This window comes from Syntrophorhabdaceae bacterium, from assembly GCA_028698615.1.
In the GTDB taxonomy this organism is placed as follows: Bacteria; Desulfobacterota; Syntrophorhabdia; order Syntrophorhabdales; family Syntrophorhabdaceae; genus Delta-02.
The window spans coordinates 120,198-137,265 of record JAQVWF010000003.1; the positions used below are offsets into that span (position 1 = coordinate 120,198).

Annotated in this window: 16 protein-coding genes; 10 read left to right on the top strand and 6 right to left on the bottom strand. The window is 55.3% G+C overall.

Annotated features, from left to right (window positions below):
- Nucleotides 1-273 precede the first annotated feature (273 nt).
- The 3 genes from PHC90_02430 to PHC90_02440 all read right to left on the bottom strand — a co-directional run bounded on the left by PHC90_02430 (nucleotide 274) and on the right by PHC90_02440 (nucleotide 3,168).
- On the bottom strand, nucleotides 274-510 hold the full coding sequence (locus tag PHC90_02430) for a hypothetical protein (protein MDD3845200.1): 237 nt from the start codon (nucleotides 508-510) through the stop codon (nucleotides 274-276).
- Nucleotides 511-523: 13 nt separating this feature from the next.
- Nucleotides 524-1,735 carry a DEAD/DEAH box helicase gene (locus PHC90_02435; GenBank protein MDD3845201.1) on the bottom strand — a complete coding sequence of 404 codons (1,212 nt, stop codon included), beginning with the start codon at nucleotides 1,733-1,735 and terminating at the stop codon, nucleotides 524-526.
- A 194-nt stretch (nucleotides 1,736-1,929) separates the two neighbouring features.
- Nucleotides 1,930-3,168 carry a serine hydrolase gene (locus PHC90_02440; GenBank protein ID MDD3845202.1) on the bottom strand — a complete coding sequence of 413 codons (1,239 nt, stop codon included), beginning with the start codon at nucleotides 3,166-3,168 and terminating at the stop codon, nucleotides 1,930-1,932.
- Between the two features lie 175 nt (nucleotides 3,169-3,343).
- Here PHC90_02440 and PHC90_02445 point away from each other — a divergent pair, with 175 nt between their 5' ends.
- The 5 genes from PHC90_02445 (at nucleotide 3,344) to PHC90_02465 (ending at nucleotide 9,217) form a co-directional block, all read left to right on the top strand.
- Nucleotides 3,344-4,324: a fructose-1,6-bisphosphatase gene (locus PHC90_02445; GenBank protein MDD3845203.1), complete on the top strand. Its 981-nt coding sequence runs from the start codon at nucleotides 3,344-3,346 to the stop codon at nucleotides 4,322-4,324.
- A 63-nt stretch (nucleotides 4,325-4,387) separates the two neighbouring features.
- On the top strand, nucleotides 4,388-4,726 hold the full coding sequence (locus PHC90_02450; GenBank protein MDD3845204.1) for a YajD family HNH nuclease: 339 nt from the start codon (nucleotides 4,388-4,390) through the stop codon (nucleotides 4,724-4,726).
- A gap of 14 nt (nucleotides 4,727-4,740) precedes the next feature.
- Entirely contained in the window at nucleotides 4,741-5,544 is an 804-nt protein-coding gene (locus PHC90_02455) for a hypothetical protein (protein MDD3845205.1), read from the top strand.
- 152 nt (nucleotides 5,545-5,696) lie between these two features.
- Nucleotides 5,697-6,776 carry an NAD(P)-dependent oxidoreductase gene (locus PHC90_02460; protein ID MDD3845206.1) on the top strand — a complete coding sequence of 360 codons (1,080 nt, stop codon included), beginning with the start codon at nucleotides 5,697-5,699 and terminating at the stop codon, nucleotides 6,774-6,776.
- Nucleotides 6,777-7,120: 344 nt separating this feature from the next.
- Nucleotides 7,121-9,217, top strand: coding sequence for a glutamine synthetase III (locus PHC90_02465; protein ID MDD3845207.1), 2,097 nt, complete (start codon nucleotides 7,121-7,123; stop codon nucleotides 9,215-9,217).
- Between the two features lie 64 nt (nucleotides 9,218-9,281).
- On the opposite strand, the gene PHC90_02470 is transcribed toward PHC90_02465, so the two are convergent.
- A complete protein-coding gene (locus tag PHC90_02470) occupies nucleotides 9,282-11,366 on the bottom strand; it encodes an acetate--CoA ligase family protein (GenBank protein ID MDD3845208.1) in 2,085 nt (694 codons plus the stop codon).
- A complete protein-coding gene (locus PHC90_02475) occupies nucleotides 11,363-11,491 on the bottom strand; it encodes a hypothetical protein (GenBank protein ID MDD3845209.1) in 129 nt (42 codons plus the stop codon). Before PHC90_02475 ends, PHC90_02470 begins: the two co-directional genes overlap by 4 nt.
- Nucleotides 11,492-11,526: 35 nt before the next feature.
- Between PHC90_02475 and PHC90_02480 the strand changes: the two genes are divergently transcribed.
- From PHC90_02480 to recQ, 4 genes are all read left to right on the top strand, one after another.
- The gene (locus PHC90_02480) at nucleotides 11,527-12,219 is read left to right on the top strand and encodes a hypothetical protein (GenBank protein ID MDD3845210.1); all 693 of its coding nucleotides are present in this window, start codon (nucleotides 11,527-11,529) and stop codon (nucleotides 12,217-12,219) included.
- 51 nt (nucleotides 12,220-12,270) lie between these two features.
- A complete protein-coding gene (locus PHC90_02485; GenBank protein ID MDD3845211.1) occupies nucleotides 12,271-12,489 on the top strand; it encodes a hypothetical protein in 219 nt (72 codons plus the stop codon).
- A gap of 143 nt (nucleotides 12,490-12,632) precedes the next feature.
- Nucleotides 12,633-13,247, top strand: a complete 615-nt coding sequence (locus PHC90_02490; protein MDD3845212.1) for a superoxide dismutase — start codon at nucleotides 12,633-12,635, stop codon at nucleotides 13,245-13,247.
- A 285-nt stretch (nucleotides 13,248-13,532) separates the two neighbouring features.
- Nucleotides 13,533-15,398, top strand: a complete 1,866-nt coding sequence (recQ, locus tag PHC90_02495) for a DNA helicase RecQ (GenBank protein ID MDD3845213.1) — start codon at nucleotides 13,533-13,535, stop codon at nucleotides 15,396-15,398.
- 4 nt (nucleotides 15,399-15,402) lie between these two features.
- Here recQ and PHC90_02500 read toward each other — a convergent pair whose 3' ends face one another.
- The gene (locus tag PHC90_02500) at nucleotides 15,403-15,981 is read right to left on the bottom strand and encodes a DUF4126 domain-containing protein (protein ID MDD3845214.1); all 579 of its coding nucleotides are present in this window, start codon (nucleotides 15,979-15,981) and stop codon (nucleotides 15,403-15,405) included.
- 258 nt (nucleotides 15,982-16,239) lie between these two features.
- On the opposite strand from PHC90_02500, the gene PHC90_02505 reads away from it, so the two are divergent.
- Nucleotides 16,240-17,068: methyl-accepting chemotaxis protein (locus tag PHC90_02505; protein ID MDD3845215.1), on the top strand; the 829-nt coding region annotated here is incomplete at its 3' end.

A 17,068-nucleotide genomic window follows, 5' to 3' on the forward strand; every position in this document is an offset into this window, starting at 1 on the left:
AATAATAGAAAAAGTCTCCCTATCCGTCAAGCTTTACCTGAGGTTTCTCCTTTTGCTTTTCCTCGGACGCTGTCCGACGGACAGCTAGAGGCCGCATCGTTTTGGGGTTGTATTATGGCAAGGAATGGGTAATCGGCCTGCTGACAGCGATGGTGATGATGAAAACAATGATGGGGTCGATCATCTCGACCCCATGCACATGTAATCATTTCTTTGAACCGGGTCCAGGAAAAGACCGTGGACCCGGGTGTTCTCTTTGTTAGCCCGGGGTGATCAAGCCTCGGCGGCTCCGCCTTTTTCCCTGGCCTTTTTCATCGCCTCTTTCAGGAGATCTACAAGACTTCCCACCTGATCGGGGCTGATGGTGACACCGTCTGGCGTCGCCATGAGTTCGCCATCGCTCAGGACTTTATAGATCCTGCAGTCGATGGACCTCGTACCTTTGAACTTATCGAGAATTTCTACCACAAGGCGTTCACGAACCCCCGTGGAAAGTTTTCCTACCAGCATGAGCCTCCCCCTTTCAGGACCTTTTGAAATGTCCCCTGTGTGACGGCTTGAATGTGGTCCGTCGCTTGTTGAACACCTTTACCGCTATAGTGAATTCATCCTCCGGGGAGAGCGGGGCGTGGCGTTTTATCTCTGTCTTCGCGTAGGTCTGTATGTCTCTGAGTTTCCCCATCTCTGTGGGCAGCACAAGGGTGAAGGCGTGTCCCGTCTTTCCCATCCGCGCTGTCCTGCCTATCCTGTGAACGTAATACTCGTCGTCGCGGGGAACATCGTAATTGATGACCGCCTCGACATCTCTGACGTCAATGCCGCGGGCCGCTACATCTGTAGCCACGAGCATCGTCGAATGTCCCTTGCGGAATTTCGCCATTACACGATCGCGCTGTGACTGCGCCATGTCGCCATGAATACTTTCCGTATCGTAACCCATGGCCTTAAGGTCCCGGGCCACCTGGTCAACACACCTTTTCGTATTGCAGAAAACAAGTGACGAGGAAAAATGATAGGTATCGACAACCTTCCGCAGGAGGTTCATCTTCTTTCCAGGCCTTACCTCGATATAGCTCTGCTCTACCTCCGCCACCGTCAATTCTTCACCGACAACCTTTACGACGGAAGGGTTCTTCTGGTATTTGGCGGCGAGTCTCCGGATGCTTTCCGGCATGGTAGCGGAAAAGAGAAGTGTCTGCCGGCTTGGGGATGTCGCGTCAAGGATGGTCTCGATGTCTTCGAGAAAACCCATGTTGAGCATCTCGTCGGCCTCGTCGAGAACAACCCTTGCGACCGTTCCCAGCTTGATCGTCCTTCGCCTCATGTGGTCTATCATCCTGCCCGGCGTCCCCACGACGATATGAACTCCCTTTTTCAGGCTTGCGATTTGAGGACCGATGGATTGTCCGCCGTAAACGGGGATGATGATGATGTCCTTTCTGTACCGTGCCAGCTTTCTCAATTCGCCCGCGACCTGTATCGCAAGTTCACGGGTCGGGCAAAGAACGAGGGCGTCGGTCTGTCTTCTCTTCGCGTCGAGAAGCTCGATGAGGGGAATGCCGAAGGCGGCCGTCTTCCCCGTGCCAGTCTGTGCCTGGCCGATAATGTCCATACCTTCAAGGACAAGGGGTATCGATTGTTCCTGGATCGGGCTCAACTCATCGAACCCCATATTGTCCAAAGCTTTTTGCACCATTTTGGACAGATGTAGCTTTTCGAATCTCTTTTCTTGCATGTACTCTCCATAAAATAATGATATCGTGCCGCTTTTGCCCGCCCGGCATTCAACCATTCTTTTCTGGCTTGTTAGATCATGGTAGAGCTGAGAGGATTAAGTAGCCGTACGCATATTACCACAAAAACATTGAAAAAAATAGCTAAAAGATGGGGTGATGGGCCATGGTCTTCCCCAATACTCATGACCTACCCCTACTCCTTCCCGAATCTTTTGTACAGCTCCTCCGCCAGGGCGGCAAAGGCGTCCCCGGCCTTCTGGCCGCCGATATTGGTCATCAGGACCATGGCAAAATCATCCTTCGGCTGAAGGAAGATGTGGGCGAGGTTCATTCCGTTCGATCCGGCGTGATAAATGAAAGGGTCCTTTGCCCAGCCGAATCTCGCCTCACCCCAGCCAAGGGCATAACGGCCATGGGAAGGAGTGCCCGGCGGGGCGTCCTTCACGGCCGGAATGTCTATGACGGGCGTCCTCAGCCTTGCCAGGGTCTCGGGACGGACGATCTGCGGGCCCCGTTTTCCGGCTCCCGCATTCCATGCAGCCCACCTGGCAAAGTCCTGCACCGACATGTGCACGGTGCCTGCCGGCCCCATCACCAGAGGGTTGTCCGAGAAAACGCCCGACAGCATCGGCTTTATCTTGCCGTCCACGATAAGGTGCGGAAGCGGCGCATCCGTCCTTCCCGGGGTGGACTGCGTGCCAAACCCCGCCGAGCGAAGTCTCAAGGGCACAAAAACTTTTTCCACAACGAGTTCCTCCCATGAGCTTCCCGAAACACGTTCGAGCATGGCGCCTGCCATGATATAACCCATATTGGAATAGGAAAACCGCCTGCGCGGAGCGGCGGCGAGGGGTTGGCTCACCCACCTTGCGAGCATCCAGTACCGTGTATCGCTCAGATTGTCCGTCTCGCGGGTAAACGATTCGGCAATGAGCCGCCCGAAAAGAGGTTCGCTGTCCGCCGGCATCCCGCTGCTGTGAGAAAGCAGCTGTTCGAGGGTTATGGAGCCCATCCCCGGGGTGATCGTCTTTTTCAACTCAGGGAATATCTCTTCCACCGTTGAATCCCAGCGCAATTTCCCCCCTTCCACGAACATGGCGGCGATCAATGCTGTCATGGCCTTCGTATCGGAACCTATGTGAAAAGGCTCGCTCGTCGTCACAAGGATCTGCTGTCCCGCTCTCTTCGTGCCCACCGTTCCCATGGCCACAATCCTCCCCTGTCTCACAACAGCCGCGCCAAGCGCGGGAAGATCGTATTTCTCAAGATACGGCTCCAGGATGACCGTCAATGCGGCAGAGCCTTTCGTCATGATCTTCGGCTTCTCGTACATGATCCTCTGAGCAAAGGCATCGTTGATTGCCAGAGTTAAAAAAACGGCAGCACAAACAAGGCAAAATATCGGGCGCGATATCCTTTTTTGTTTCATCATGAGGTTACCCCCCTTTCGTTAGGACGAGTCCTGGTAATCAATTTACCAGATGCTGGGAAAATGACCAAATAAATTAAACGCTTGGTCATTAGGTCATTATCTTTTGACTTCCCCGCGCCAAAACACATATACTTCACAGGTGCAATGACGCATATCTATCCCCGAAGAGGTACGCATGGAACTCGAACAGACATTCATGAATTTTCTCCTTCAGCACCAGGAAAGGCATAACAGGACGTATCATTTCCTTGTTCTCATGGACGCCATTGTAAGCGCGGCAAAATATATCGAACGATACTATGTCACGGGGGCCCTGAAAGGCAATCTCGGATGCACCGACAGAGTGAATGTCCAGGGTGAGGACGTGATGCAGATGGATGAGATAGCCCACGACATCATCATCCATTACCTGAAAACGACAGGCCGCGTGATACGGGCCGTCAGCGAGGAATCGAGGGATGTCATCGCCCTCGACGAGGAGGAAGGCCGGTATTTCATGTATTTCGATCCCCTGGACGGTTCCTCCAATGTCGCCCACGGTCTTCCCGTGGGCTTTCTCTTCGGAATAGCGAAACGCAACCTCGATGGCCCCGAAGATTTTCATCTCAGGGCGGGGAGAGAATACATAGCCGCCGGCATGTTCGTCATCCCCACCGGCACCTTGACGATCGCATTTCGCGAGGCGGGAACGTGGCGTTTTCATATCGACGAGACCATGAACTATGTCAAACCCGTGAGGATAACCCTGCCCGACACGCCGGAAACGTGGGAGCTGTCCTTCAATGCCACAAATCGCTACACATATCGCAAAGATGTTCAGCAATGGGTGAGGGAGAATGAGCGACAGTACAATTTCCGCTATCTTGGAGCCCTTGCCGGCGATTTTCACCGTATCCTCAAGCAGGGAGGGATGTTCATGTACCCTGCCATCGTCAATCATTCCGATCCGAAAAAGAACAGGCCCGAGGGGAAACTTCGCCTCATGTACGAGGCATCCGTGGTGGCCTTCATGTGCAAAGAAGCGGGCGGACACGCCGTCGATGAGCACGGTACCCCTATCCTCGACATCGAGCCGAAAGACCACCACCAGAGGACGGCCCTCTATGTGGGATCGAAACCGCTGGTGGATGATATTGCGAGGGTACTCAGCCTTTAAACTGCTGACCATTTCCGCCGGTTCTGCTATAATTTCGACAATCAACGATCTGAAAGAGGGACTATGAAACGCAAAGCATTTACGGTTCACAGGTCTAACAGGCCGGTGAAAAAAGAGATCAAGGGGTCTATTGACGATATCGTTCGGGAGATCACGCGGGAACGGGATGCCAAGAACGATCAATACCGGGAGCAATCGCTGAAGATGCATGGCCTCATGTGCGCGCGATGCGGCAGGGAGTTCGACCATACGGACAGGCATCTCCTCACCGTCCATCACAAGGACGGGAACCACAACAACAACCCTCCCGACGGGTCGAACTGGGAGAACCTCTGCACTTACTGCCACGATGATGTCCACGGCAGGAACTTCTTTGCCGACGAAGAGAATGGGAAGGAATAGAAAGGGGGACGTAAATGAAGAGAGTGATTCTGGGCACATCCGTGATCTTTTTGAGCGCTTTCTTTTCCCTGGCGTGCCTTGCCGCGGACCCCGCGGCGGCCTTGCTTGAGGGAGTGACGAACAGGACGGCTTCTGTGCTGAAGAAGATCGACTCCGATATTTCGAAAACGGCGAAGACCGTGGGTCAGGGCATCTCGCCCGGCACCGATATGAGGGCGGCGTTACACAGTCTCTGTGCCGGAAAGGATTACTCCATCGATTGCGTCTTCATTAACGCGAAAGGCATTATGGAGATCATCGAGCCCGAGAGATACCGCAAGTATGAAGGTTCAAGCATCAGAGACCATGCCGTCGTGAGGCGTATCCACAGGACCCGCAAGCCCGTTTTCAGCGAACTCTTTTCCACCGTCGAAGGATTTCAGGGTATTGTGTTCCAATACCCTGTCTTCAATCAGAAAAAGGAGTTCGCCGGCTCTGTGAGCATGTTGATCTCCCCGGAACGTATGGTGCGGGAACTCCTGAAGGATCTGAAGACTGGCGCCGGTACGGGTATCGTCATCCTCCAGCCCGATGGTACGAACATCTACACTTCGGACCCCGCTCAGACACGGCTCAACGTCCTGAAAAGCAACGAATACAAAGGCTTTCATGAATTGCGTGAAATGGGCGAACGCATCGTCAAGGAAAAGGAAGGAACGGCGACCTATCGATATGTGAAGCCCGGCACGGAAAAGGTCGTGAAAAAATCGGCCACCTGGACGACCCTCTCCTTCTACGACAGCTACTGGCGCATCGTGGTAACCTCGGAAAAACGGTAAAGACTGTTCCAGGGAATGACGAAAGAGAGCCAGGCCCTTTCAGGATCGCGACGGCGCGTGAAGGAAAAACATTGTGGAAATTGGTTGAAAAGATTCAACTATTGCGCGACAATAGGTGAACACAAACCAAATATTATCTTATCGGAGCACATGTGAAGGAATTGAAAAGCAATTACGACATCATACATTTCGAAGCCCTGGGGCCGGAAGCCCGGCACCTTGAGGAAGAGATGAAGAAGGCGGTTGGGGAAAAGACCATCCCCGAGGGACATACATACCTGATCACCCCGAAGGCCGTTCAGGAATTTCTCAGGGACAATCCCGAGACAACCCTCCCGGAGATCATTACCACGAAAACGCACTCGGTCCTTCCGGACCACTATCTCGAGGGCAGCAGGAAGAGCGTTATAACCCGCAGCGCCGGATACGACCATTTCGAACACCTCGCCGACAGGGTGAACATCGCTTCGCTGCGTGAATACTGCGTCAATTCCGTGGCACAGACGGCGATAAAATTCCTCTACGCCGCCGCCGGAGAAATGAACCACTACGTGATGAACACGGTCACCTTCGAAAGAAAGGACTCCCGAGCCTTCATGGAACTCGACAAGCATCGGACGCTGACCGTTTTCGGCGTCGGAAAGATAGGCAAAAGGACATACGAACTCGCCGAGGCCAATGGGCTCACCGTACAGGGCGTAGACATCCGGCAGGAAGAGCTTAACCGCCTCTACGGGGGGTCGGTGCGCTTTGTCTCCAGGGACGAAGCCATCCTGTCGACGGACATCATTGTCAATGCCATGAACCTGACCAGGAACAAGGACAGCAGGTTCTACAACGTTGGCTATTTTTCAAAGAAATATCTCTCGCAGGCAAAGAAAGAACTTATCTTCATCAACGTGACCCGGGGGGAGATCGCGCCCGAGTCGGTCCTGCTAAACCTCTACCGGTCAGGAAAGATCACGGGGATCGGTCTCGACGTCTTCGGCAACGAATCACAATTTTCCGCGCTCTTGCTCGGGCAGACGGAAGCCACCGACACCAACCTCCTGTCAGCGAAGACACTCGTGGAAAGATCCATCGACAGAAGCTCCAACATCTATGTGCAGCCGCATCAGGGGTTCAATTCCGACATTGCCGCCCGGGCAAAGGCCGTCGAAGCGATCAAGCACGTCGCGGCATGGTACAGGAACGACAAACAGCGCTTTGACGAGCAGTTGCCCTACTATTGATCCCGAAGAAAGAGTGAGCATACAAACACCACGCTTAAGTTTCATGGATCATTATTGCGCTATTAATCATGCCTCGTTAACCCTGGAGAATCCCCGCCGGATCATACCCGGGCAGGGTTTGCGTTACCACAATCCTTGACAACGTACTTGTATGTCCGATAGTACCATACTATACTGTTGCCACACATTGACGTGTTCCCTCAACGACCCCGAGGGCTTGCAGGCATACCGAACAAAGAAGTTCACCCCAGGTCAACGTCTACAGACTTGATAAACCTTTTCAGGACTCGGTGGAAAGTGTTATTATACATCTTTGTCCGGTTCAAACTTGTGAGGAGGATACAATGGAACTGACAGAAATATTTGGGTCCAATGTCTTTAACGATAAGGCCATGAAACAACGGTTGCCGAAAGAGGTCTACAGGGCCCTTAGGAAAACCATAGAGCAGTGCATACCCCTGAGGCCCGACGTTGCCGACGTGGTCGCCAACGCCATGAAAGACTGGGCCATCGAAAAAGGGGCCACTCATTATACACACTGGTTCCAGCCCCTGACGGGGATCACCGCCGAAAAACACGATTCCTTCATTTCCCCGGCCCCCGACGGCAGCGTCATCATGGAGTTCTCGGGCAAACAGCTCGTCCAGGGCGAGCCCGACGCCTCCTCGTTCCCCAGCGGCGGCCTGCGGGCGACCTTCGAGGCACGGGGCTACACATCCTGGGATTGCACCTCGCCCGCCTTTCTGAAGGAAGATGAAAGCGGCAACGTGACGCTTACGATCCCCACGGCCTTCTACTCCTATCGCGGCGAGGCCCTTGACAAGAAAACACCTCTTCTGCGTTCTATGAAGGCCCTTGCCCGACAGGCATTGCGGGTCCTCAAGACCCTCGGAAACACGACATCCATGAATGTGACTTCAACCGTGGGGCCTGAGCAGGAATACTTTCTCGTGGACAAGAAGTTCTACATGGAGCGCCTCGACCTGCTCCTGGCGGGCCGCACCATTTTCGGAGCACCCCCTCCCAAGGGTCAGGAACTGGAGGACCAGTATTTCGGCGCCATAAAGGACCGCGTTTCCGATTACATGCACGCCCTTGACATCGAATTGTGGAAGATGGGTATAACTTCCAAGACGAAACATAACGAAGTCGCGCCGGCGCAGTTCGAGATGGCCCCCATTTTCGACACCACGAACATCGCCACGGACCACAACCAGCTTGTGATGGAGACGATGCAGAAGGTTGCCGTGCGCAATGGCCTCGTCTGCCTGCTCCACGAAAAACCTTATGCAGGCATCAACGGGTCTGGCAAACACAACAACTGGTCCCTTTCCACCAACGACGGCATCAACCTTCTGGAACCGGGAAACACGCCCAACGAGAACGTCCAGTTCCTCATTTTCCTGGCCGCAATGATCAAGGCCGTCGACACCCACGCCGATATACTGAGGGCAACGTGCGCAACCGCCGGGAACGACCATCGTCTCGGCGCGAACGAGGCGCCGCCCGCCATCATCTCCATCTTCATGGGCGAAGAGCTCACGGAAATACTTGAGAAGATCGCCAAAGGCGAAAAGACATCATCCAGGGGAGAGCAGCTCATGAACGTCGGCGTCGACACGCTGCCGATGATACCGAAGGACAACACGGACCGCAACAGGACATCACCCTTCGCCTTCACGGGCAACAAGTTCGAGTTCAGGATGGTGGGCTCAGCCCAGTCCATCGCGGGATCGAACGTGGCGCTGAACACCATAGCGGCGGAAGCCCTCGACGAGATCGCCACGAGGCTCGAAAAAGCAAAGGACAAGATCGCCGAAGCCGCCGCCATCATACGCGACGTATGGAAAAAGCACAACCGGGTGATCTTCAACGGGAACAATTATTCCGCTGACTGGTTAAAAGAGGCCGAAGCAAGGGGCCTGCCCAACGTGGGCAACGCAGTGGACGCGCTTAAGGCGTTCGTGACGGAAAAGGCCTTCAAGCTCTTCGAGAAATACGACGTCCTTTCACGTAAGGAACTCCATTCCCGTTTCGACATCTACGTGGAAACCTATGCAAAGCAGATCAATATCGAGGCGCTTGTCGCCATTGACATGGTGAGAAAGCAATTCATACCCGCCGCGCTCGAATATGCCACCTTCCTCGCCGATTCCATCGACGACCTCAAATCCGTCAAGGGACCGGCCGCCATTCCCGAGGACATATTGAAGAAGCTCGGCCCCGTTCTCACATCCGCCTACAGGAACCTCGGCAAATTGGAGACAGCGGTCGAAAAGGCCCAGGCCGTCTCCGACACGGTAAAACAGGCCGAGGCCTACCGCGACAAGGTATTCACCGCAATGCAAACCCTGCGCGGCGACATCGACAGGTTGGAGACGCTGGTCCCGGCATCGATGTGGCCCGTGCCCGCCTATACGGATCTTCTCTTCAAGCTGTAAGGGCTAAAGACAAACACAAAGGCCGGTCTATCGTCACCAGACCGGCCTTTTTTATTGAAGGATCCTACGCTGACCGGAGAATGATCCTTGCGTCGACGACATGGAGTTCGCTGCCGCCGCCCTTCAGGGGATTGATATCGACCTCCCCGATGACGGGGAAATCACAGACAAGGCGGGCGAGTCTTTCGATGTTGTCGATGAGAAGTTCGGCGGCGACGCCCTGTTGACCGCGCGCGCCCTCGAGGATGGCGAAGCCCCGGATGGACTCCACCATCCTGCGGCATTCCTCCGGGGCGAGCGGAGCCAGGGCAAAGCTGACGTCCTTCAACACCTCCGTGTATATCCCTCCAAGACCGAACATCACGAGGTGGCCGAGGTCACCGCAGAAGCTTGCACCGAGAATGATCTCCATTCCTTCCACCATGCGCTGGACCACAACACCCAGCGCTCCCTGAATGCGCATAAGCTCCCGCCAGGCGCCTTCGGCGCTTTGCGCATCCATGATCATGAGCCTTACCCCGCCGAGATCGCTCTTGTGAAGAGGCCCGACGACTTTCATTGCAAGGGGATAGCCAACCCTGCCGCAGACCGCCTCCAGTTCCTCGAATGAGTCTGCCTGGGCCTGCGGAGGAAAAACGAACCCGGCCTTTTCGAGGACCGCCGTTACAAGGTTTGCCGGCAGGGGGCCCGTCCTGCCTTCCAATATTACCCCGATGCCTGCCCTGTCATAGCCTGCGATGTCGCCATGGGCCTCATAGATATCGGGGCGGCGCAGTACCTTGCCCAGGGCACTCCCCAGATTCACTTCATCGGGAAAATAGAAGCGGCCCCCATCGGTGAACTCCTTTATGGGCGCCGTGCATGTCGTCACAGAGCTCAGGGCCGGAATAACGGGAATGGGTGACTCCTCCATTGCCCTGGCCACCTCGCGATATATCTCGCTGTTGGGATACATTCCCGGGTTTCCCACCTGGACGGCAACAACATCGATGCCCCCCGACTCTTCCTCGGCGAGGACGCGGAAGATCTCCCGCACCTGGGACGCCGTTCTCGATGGAAGGCAATCGATGGGATTCACAACGGAGCTCTCCGCCGGAAGTATTGCGTGCAGTCTCTCCCGGGTCTTTTCCCCAAGTACCGGCAGAACAAGACCCTGCCTTTCAAGTTCGTCTGTGAGCATGACGCCCGGACCGCCCGCGTCGGTGACGACACAGGCACGGTTGCCCGTAAGCCGTCCGCCCGTGCCCAAAAGGACGCAGGCCGCATCGATCATCTCCATCTTGCTCTTCACCCTGATGATGCCCGCCTTGTCGAAGAGGGCCTGTACGGCTGTGTCATCAGTGGCCATGGCCCCCGTGTGGCTCGCAGCCGCCCGTGCCCCGGAGACGGAAACACCCGACTTTATGGCCACGATCGCGCACCCTTTCATTGTCAGGCTGCGCGCATGCGTAAGCAGGAGCCCCGGCTTTTTCAATGCCTCCAGGTAGACAAGCAGAATGGGGGAACCTTCGGAACCGTAGTTCTCGTCATAGAGGGCGATGAGGTCCTCAACACCGGTCTGTACGGAGTTCCCCACGTTCACAACATTGCAAAATGACAAACCCCGCAGGACCGCCTGTTCCATGACCAGGTCCACGGTGGCGCCGGAGCCGCTTATGAAATCGATGGACCGCGGTTTCAGTTCAGGGATGATCCCCGCAAATTTGCCGCTGTAGTAGGGAGTCATGAACCCGGAGCAGTTGGGCCCGATGATGGTCATCCCAAAGCTCTCAGCGATCGCCAGGAGGCGCTGCTCCTCTTCCCTGCCTTTTTCGTCCTTCTCCCCGAAACCGGCCGAGAGGATGACGACGGCCCTCGTTCCCTTGCGGCCGAGCTCACTGAGCGCATCGGCCACGAGTCTGGCAGGGATGGCAACGATACCCAGTTCCGGCACACCGGGCAGGTCCGCGATGGACGGAAATGCGGGAACCCCTTTTACCGTGCCGCTTCCGGGGTTAACGACCCAGAGAGTGCCTCGGTAGCGGTGCTCAACGATATTGGCAAGCACCTTTCCCCCGGGCTTGGTGAGGCTTTCGCTTCCGCCCACGATGGCGATGCTTCGGGGCCTGAAGAGCGCATCGTATACGTGCGACGAAGGATCATCTTTCATATCTCACTCCTCTCAACACTGCGGACCCGCGGCCGGGCATCGGGTGTGACATTACGCACCCTGCGGCGGAATGCGATGATCTCTTCCAGAATTTCGCTCTCATGCTGTCCGCTGGATTCACTCAAGGCAGACCTCCGAACATACGGAATGCTATGGTGGTATGGTCAAATATACCTGCCGCAAACAGCCCGAGTCAATCGTCAAATCGGAGTTCGACACCCATGGGCCCTATTATCTGCTTGCAAAGAGCCTGCCGGCTGTAGGAAAATACAGCAAGACGATTTCTTTCCGCTGGAATACAAACGAGGAGGCAGAGGCAATGACATTCATGAGATTGGATAAGGCTGCAAGAAAACCGTGGCTGCGGATCTGCCGCCTTGCATGCCCTGTCCTTCTGGCGTTTCTATGCCTCGTATCATCCGCGCATGAGACAGCGGCCCAGCGGAATTCCTCGCCCCCTGAAAAAAACCAGCCTTCCGATGAATTGTCCAAACTCAAAAAGGAGAGGGATGGGATCAGGACCGCGCGCTTGAAGCTCCTCCAGGAGCAAAGCACCTTCCACGTCCAATATTTCAAGCCTCTCGACAGGCTCAGGAAACAGCTGGATACTCAGCAGACGGACCTCTATGAAGAATGCTCGGGAGATAAGTACGGCAAGAACCCGCAGTACTGCACCAGAGAACTGGGCAGGTTCAATGACAACGTCAGATATTTTAATGAACGTCTCGATGACCTGAAAACACGGTTTACCGGCCAGCAGGCACAGTTCCGGGTAAAGAACGGCGATCTGGACAAAAAGGAAAAAGAGATAGACCTCAGGATAAGCTCCCTCCGGGGCACACCGCGACGGTGAAAAAGACGGCTTGATCTCCCAGAACTGTTTCAATCGATTGAACGGACTGTCATGATGGACAAAGATCCTTTCACAATGGGGCGCAAGGGCCAGGGAGGGACGATCAATTGTTTCTCCTGCAGCCACTTCTACATCACCCATGAAAAAACGTTTCCCTATGGGTGCGGGGCCATGGGATTCAAGTCCCGGCTCATGCCGTCACGGGAGGTGTTCTCAAGCTCCGGAATAGAATGCCAGGCATTTTCGAAAAAAGAGGGGAATCCCTTCTAGGTCAGGGCCGCACCGAGGAAGATCCCATCGTCCACCCGCCTGGCGGCACATTACGTGCTACAATTAACATATGCGTCCCGGTTCTGCCAAAGATCGGGACGGGTGAATAAGCCTGCAAAGGAAATCGAAAAGGAGGCAAAAACATGGACGCACAAAAACTCTATGCTTTACCCGATCTCCCCTACGGCTATGACGCGCTCGCACCATTCATATCCGAGGAGCTTCTGAGGCTGCATCATGACAAGCATCACGCGGCATACGTGAACGGGGCCAACGCCATCCTCCAGAGGCTTGACAAGGCCAAGACCGATAATGCGGATCTCGACACCAAGGCAACGTACAAGGAATTGTCCTTCCACTTCGGAGGGCATCTCCTCCATTACATCTTCTGGAACAATCTGGCACCCGCGGGCAAAGGCGGCGGCGGCAAGCCTGCCGGTGTCCTCGCGGAGCTTATCGACAGGGAGTATGGCTCCTTCGACCGTTTCAAAAAGGTCTTTTCGCAGGCCGCGATGAGCACCGAGGGTTCGGGATGGGCAGCGCTCACCTTCTGCAGACTGACGAACAGGCCCCTCATCATGCAGGTGGAAAAGCATAACGTAAATATCTACCCCATGCTCAGGATCCTCATGGCCCTCGATGTCTGGGAACACGCCTACTACCTCGACTACAAGAACGACAGGGCAAAGTTCATCGAGGCCTACTGGAACATAGTCAACTGGGGCGCCGTGGCAAAGAGCCTGGAGGAAATGCTTTAGGGGCGGTTTCAAGCTCCGGGGGCTCACGGTTTTGTGTTGCCCTGAACAAGTGAGCCCCTGAACCGCTTGTATTCATCGTCATCCCGGCGCAGGCCGGGATCCAGGAGAAGCGCGGCACAAACAAACAACCGGCTTCCGGCCTGTGGCCGGCGCCGAAAGCTCACAATTGTTTTCCTCTACACCGCTTTTTATTCCTCCTCAAAAGTAATATATCTCCGATGTGGCTTAAAGTGGCCCGTTGGGGTAATCTAGTGGCGGGCATATCACGCTGAACGAGGATCTTTTATGAAAACTGTTGACACCCGCATGTCGCCGCGGGATATCCTGAAGAGCTATTTCGGATACACTTCCTTTCGCCCTCACCAGGAGGATATCATTGACCATCTTGTCGCTGGTGGGGACGCCTTTGTGCTCATGCCGACGGGCAGCGGAAAATCGCTCTGCTACCAGATACCGGCGTTGACCCGGCCGGGGGTGTGCGTCGTGGTCTCGCCGCTCATCGCGCTCATGCAGGACCAGGTGGATGCCGTCCGCGAACTGGGCATCAGGGCCGGTTTTTTGAACTCCACCCTCAATGTGCGCCAGGCGCGCTCCATCGAACAACGTGCCATGGAGGGAGGGCTCGACCTCCTCTATGTTGCTCCCGAGAGGCTCGTGACGGACAGTTTTATGAGGCTCCTGACCAGGATGGAGATATGCCTCTTCGCAATAGACGAGGCTCACTGCGTCTCGCAATGGGGACATGATTTCCGGCCGGAGTACCTGGAACTCGGCGTCCTTGCCGGGATGTTCCCCGGCGTTCCCCGTGTGGCGCTGACGGCAACAGCGGACGAGACCACAAGGCGGGAGATAGTCGACAAACTGCACCTGGCGAAAGCAAGGCTCTTCATAACGAGCTTCGACAGGCCCAACATACGATACAGGGTCGAGATCAAGGAGAAGGAAAAGGACCAGCTGCTGGATTTTATCAGCTCCGAGCATTCCGGCGAGTCGGGCATCGTCTACTGCATGACGAGAAAGAAAACGGATGAGATCGCACGATTCCTTCAAGAGAAAGGGTTTCCCGCCCTGCCCTACCATGCCGGCCTTGACCGCGAACTGCGGCTCAGGCATCAACGAGAGTTTCTTCAGGGCGAAGGCACCATAATGGTGGCAACCATAGCCTTCGGGATGGGTATCAACAAACCGGATATACGCTTTGTTGCCCATCTCAATCTTCCCAGGACCCTGGAGGGCTACTATCAGGAAACAGGCCGCGCCGGACGCGACGGCGAGCCCGCGGATGCATGGATGGTATACAGCCTTGCCGATATCGTCATGCTTCGCCAGATACTTGAAGAGTCACCGGGAGATGAGAACTTCAAGGCCATCCAGTACAGGAAAATGGAGGCAATGCTGGGTTACTCCGAAACCGCCCGATGCCGAAGGCAGGTGCTCCTCGGCTACTTCGGGGAAACCCTCGTCGATGCCTGCGGCAACTGCGACATGTGCCTCGGACATGTGGAGGTCATCGACGGTACCCTCATTGCCCAGAAGGCCCTGTCATGCGCCTACCGGACAGGGCAGATGTTCGGCACCAATCATCTCGTAGACGTCCTCCTCGGCAAGGATACCTCAAGGGTGCGCTCCTTCGGACACGACAAAGTCTCCACCTACGGCATAGGCAAGGAACTCTCTGCATATGAATGGAGGTCCGTCTACAGGCAGCTCGTCGCAGCGGGGCTCATGAAAGTGGACATGGAAAAGAAAGGCGGCCTGCGGCTGTCAGGCAGATGCAGCGCCGTCCTGCGAGGACAGGAGGTGTTCCAGCTCCGCAAAGACCCCGTGCCCGTCAGGAAGAATGCCAGGAAGAAAGCGCTCGGGGGCCCGACCGCAGCCAGGCTCAATGAAGATCAAAAGTATTTCGAGTTCGACCCTGTTCTCTGGGAGCGCCTTCGCTCATTACGTTTCGAGCTGGCCAAAAGTTCGTCGATCCCTGCCTACACGGTCTTTCACGACAGCACCCTGAAGGAGCTGGTCACACGCCTCCCCGATACGCTCGAAGAGATGCTGACCATTTCCGGCATCGGCCAGGCGAAACTCGAAAAATACGGAGAGCTGTTCCTCGAAGTCATACGGAAGCACCGGGAAGAAACGGCTTCAGAAGCTTGAGGGCCTAAACCTTCTTCCTCATATATACCCGGCGAGCCAGAAGCAGGCAGTAGGCGACCAGTATCAGCGACAGGATGAAGGCAACGATGGGGAGGATAAGTGAAATGAAGGAGACGATCGCCGACACCAAAAGTTCAAAGCTGGCGACTATGAAGTTCCCCATGCCGCCGGTGAAGAGGGTGGATTTGGCTCGGAGGGCCACGGTGGCACTCTGAAGAAGGCCGGCAATCCCCCCACCTGCAATGATAGAAATGATCCATTTCAATGAAGCCGGCAGGTCGGTGATCAACGACGCTGTCACTATCGTTCCCGCTATTATGCTGACGGGCGAGGCAATGGCGTCCATGATGTTGTCGAGCCATGGAATGTAGTACGCAATCACCTCGAGCGCCGTCGCCAGGCCAAAGGCTATCGTGACCTGATATCCCCCGATCCATTCGAACCCGGGGGCCAGCCCGATATAACCATACATAGACGCGAGATTGAGGGCCAGAAGGGGCAGAAAGATCCTGAAGCCGCATGCGGCGCTCAGCCCGATACCCGTAAGGATGGCAAATATGGTCTCCATGTGTTCCCGCGTCACATCCATCTCTTTATTTTCGTCCTAATCGAATACCGGGGTCAAGAAAAAGAACAGGTGCCTGTAGGACTCCTCCTACACCAAAATCAGACAATTTGATATATTCCCACCTGCAGATTCGCCGACAACGATGATATGTCAGAGAGTTCGCCTCAATGGGAAAGAGGGAAGCAAACCCTTTCTATTGATATATACCAGCAGACTCACGCAATTCACCATGGTAAAGGCAACAAGAACAGGCACTCAAAAGAGGAGGTTATTATGAAACGTTTCAACAATTGGTCCATCGGGACCAAGGTAATGAGCATATCGGTGCTGACCATCGTCATCATCCTCGCGGGCATGATCTTCTATCTCATCCCCGTGGTCAAAGACAAACTGATGGAGGAGAAAAAGGCCGCCCTGCAGAACGTGACGGACGTCGTGATAACCCTCATGGCATCATATGAGGCGCGGATAAAGGCGGGGGAAGTCAAGCTGGAGGACGCCCAGAAGATGATGGTGTCGAACACCGCCAAGCTGCGCTACAATGGCAACGAATACTTCTTTATCATGAATGCCGATGGAAAGCTGGTGGCCCACGGGGTGAAAGCCGAGCTGATAGGTAAGGACGTATCGGACAATGTGTTCAAGGACTCCAACGGAAAATACTTCGCCAAGGATATGGTAGCAATAGGGAAGGGCAAGGGCGAAGGGTTTGTTGACTATTTCTGGCCCAAGCCGAACCAGACCGTCCCGTCACCCAAACTGGGATATGTCAAGATGTACGGCCCCTGGGGATGGATGGTCGGCACGGGTATATACATCGATGATGTCCAGGCCCAGACGAACAAGATGCAGTGGCAGATCATAACGGGCACGGTGCTCTGCGCCATCGTCATCCTCTGCATCGCCTTCTTCGTCTCCCGCAAGGTGAAGATGGCCCTCAACGAGGCCGTCCATGTCGCCAACGACCTGGCCGAGGGGAACCTGGCGGTCAATGTCGAGATAAAGAGCGAGGACGAGACGGGTAAACTCCTCATGGCGATGAAGGACATGGTGGCCAAGCTCAGGGAGGTCGTCGAGGGCGTCAGCGCCGCAGGGGGCAACG